This is a genomic window from Phenylobacterium sp. (genome assembly GCF_024508875.1).
GTDB lineage: Bacteria > Pseudomonadota > Alphaproteobacteria > Caulobacterales > Caulobacteraceae > Phenylobacterium.
Genome location: NZ_JANINU010000270.1, coordinates 1 through 2,582 on the forward strand (window position 1 = coordinate 1; position 2,582 = coordinate 2,582).

At 69.3% G+C, this 2,582-nt stretch carries 3 protein-coding genes; 1 reads left to right on the forward strand and 2 read right to left on the reverse strand.

The window, feature by feature from the left end; translation table 11 throughout:
- On the forward strand, nucleotides 1–732 hold a 732-nt coding region (locus Q0L11_RS18620; RefSeq protein WP_296599224.1), incomplete at its 5' end, for a pyridoxal phosphate-dependent aminotransferase.
- Between the two features lie 151 nt (nucleotides 733–883).
- Here Q0L11_RS18620 and Q0L11_RS18625 read toward each other — a convergent pair.
- Both Q0L11_RS18625 and Q0L11_RS18630 read right to left on the reverse strand, forming a co-directional pair.
- Nucleotides 884–2,233: a M20/M25/M40 family metallo-hydrolase gene (locus Q0L11_RS18625; protein ID WP_296599225.1), complete on the reverse strand. Its 1,350-nt coding sequence runs from the start codon at nucleotides 2,231–2,233 to the stop codon at nucleotides 884–886.
- 71 nt (nucleotides 2,234–2,304) lie between these two features.
- Entirely contained in the window at nucleotides 2,305–2,541 is a 237-nt protein-coding gene (locus Q0L11_RS18630; RefSeq protein ID WP_296599227.1) for a DUF2171 domain-containing protein, read from the reverse strand.
- Between the last annotated feature and the right edge of the window lie 41 nt (nucleotides 2,542–2,582).

The window sequence follows — 2,582 nt, forward strand, 5'->3', positions numbered from 1 at the left end:
GAAAAGGCGATCACGCCCAAGACCAAGTGGATCCTGCTGAACTCACCGTCGAACCCGTCGGGCGCGGCCTACACCCGCGCCGAGCTGAAGGCGCTGGCCGACGTCCTGCTGCGCCATCCGCACGTCTGGATCCTGACCGACGACATGTATGAGCACCTGGTGTTCGGGGACTTCCAGTTCTCGACCATCGCCCAGGTGGAACCGGCGCTCTACGATCGCACCCTGACCATGAACGGGGTCTCCAAGGCCTACGCCATGACCGGCTGGCGCATCGGCTACGCCGCCGGCCCCGAGCCGCTGATCAAGGCCATGGCCAAGGTCATGAGCCAGACGACGTCCAACCCCGCCTCCATCTCGCAGTGGGCGGCGGTCGAGGCGCTGAACGGCACGCAGGCCTTCATCAAGCCGAACGCCAAGCTGTTCGAGGAGCGCCGCGACCTCGTCGTGTCCATGCTGAACCAGGCCAACGGCATCCAGTGCCCGACGCCGGAGGGCGCGTTCTACGTCTATCCGTCCTGCGCCGGCCTGCTGGGCAAGACGGCCCCCTCGGGCAAGGTCATCAGCTCCGACGAGGACTTCGCCGTCGAGCTGCTGGAAACCGAGGGCGTGGCGGTGGTGATGGGCGCGGCCTTCGGCCTCTCGCCCCACTTCCGCATCAGCTACGCGACGGCCAACAGCGTGCTCGAAGACGCCTGCCAGCGCATCCAGCGCTTCTGCGCCAACGTGAAGTAGGAATCTCCCTCCCCTTCATGGGGAGGGTGGATGCTCGCAACGCGAGCAGACGGGTGGGGAAAGCCTGACCGGCCGCCAAGCCTGGCCTTACATCCCCCACTCTGATCGCTCCGCGATCTGTCCCTCCCCGTTAAGGGAGGGACTTGCGGCTCTACGGCTGCATCCCGACGTTCCACTCCGGACGGAACTCGCCGTTCAGGAGCCGCCGCACCGGCTCGACCATCGACTGGATCACCCCGGTCATGAACGGCAGGTCGATGTGCGCCAGGTCGTCGGTGGCGTCGTGGTACGTCGGCGGCGTCGGCCAGGCGCTGACCGTCTGCGCCACCACGCCCTTGAGCGCCAGCTGGTAGTTGTCCGAGCGCTGAAAGAAGTTCTGTTCGGGATAGAGATCCGGCCCGATGTCGGCGCCCTGCGCCTTCAGCGTCGGGCCCAGATTGGAGCGCTCCCAGCCGGTCAGCATCAACGTTTTCGGCCGCTGCGGATCCGGCAACCCGATCATCTCGAATTCCAGGTTGGCGGCGATGGCGCCGAGCGGCAGCGGCGGATGGGCGAGGAAGTATCGCGCCCCATGCCCCCCTGCCTCCTCGCAGCCGAACAGCGCGAACTGCGCGGAGCGCTTCGCCGGCGGCTGCTTAGCCAGCACGCGCGCCAGCTCCAGCACCGCCGCCGTCCCCGACGCGTCGTCGTTGGCGCCCCGATAGATCTTCCCGTCCCGCACGCCCACGTGGTCGTAGTGGGCGCTCAGCAGGATCGCCTGCGCGGCCGCCTCCCCCGCCTTGCCCGGGATCACGCCCAGGACGTTGTAGGTGGTCTTCGTCACCGGCTGCCCGCGCGGGGCCGAGATCGTGGCGGTCTGGCCCGCCGCGGCGCGGATCGCGGCATAGGCCTCGGGTCGGGCGAAGACCGTGGTGCGCAGCGTCTGCCGCTCGGGCTCCACACCGTCGACCTCGACGCCGGGCGGCGGCCGGCTCGCCAGCTCACCCCAGGCGGCGGCGATGTTCTCCGGCGCGGGCGCCACGACGGCGAGCGCACCCGCACGGAACATCGGCCCCGTGATCCGCGGGTCGAACGCCGCGTCGAGGACGACCACCTTGCCCGCGGCCGCGGCCGGATCGGCCGCGACGCCCAGCACCACCACCTCGCCGGACACTTCGGGCGCGGGCGTCAGGATGACGATCCCCTCACCCTGCGCCAGCCGCACCGCGCCGACGGCGAGCCATGGCGCCGCCGCGTAGGTCGGGACGCGGAAGTTCACACGCTGCAGCAGTTCGCCGCCGGGCGCCGCGCCCTTCACGCCGTAGCTCTTGAGCTTGTCCGCGAGGAAGCGCGCGGCGGCGTTCTCGTCAGCCGTCCCGCAGGCGCGCCCACGGAGCGCGTCGCTGGTGAGCACTTCCATATTGGCCTTCACACATTCGGCGCAGACCTTGGGCGCCGCCTGCGTGGCAAGCGGCGTGGCGGCGACGGCGAGCGCCGCCGCGAAAGATACGACTGACTTCAACGGAACCCCTCGGCTGCGAGCGCCGAGGGTTCCGACGGGCCGCCCGCCCTGTCAAGGCGAGCGGCGGCGGCTCAGTGCTTCTCGCGCCAGCCGGCCTTGGCGGCGTCCTTCGTCAGGTTCAGGCAGACCTTGTCGTCCTGGATGGTCTCCACCCAGGTCAGCGGGATCATGTGGTGCTTGAGGCCCGAGCCCAGGTCCAGCTTGGACAGTTCGATCTCGTCGCCCATCACATGGTCGACCTTGCCGACGTGGCCGCCGTCCGAGCCGATGACTTCCATGTGCTCGCGGATTTGAGAGGCCTGGATCATACTCGTCTCCTCGTCATGAGTGGGACGGGGTAACGAGCGTC

What these genes read in the sequence shown, in the direction of transcription:
- Q0L11_RS18630 (WP_296599227.1), bottom strand. Translation starts at nt 2,541, where the DNA reads ATGATCCAGGCCTCTCAAATCCGCGAGCACATGGAAGTCATCGGCTCG.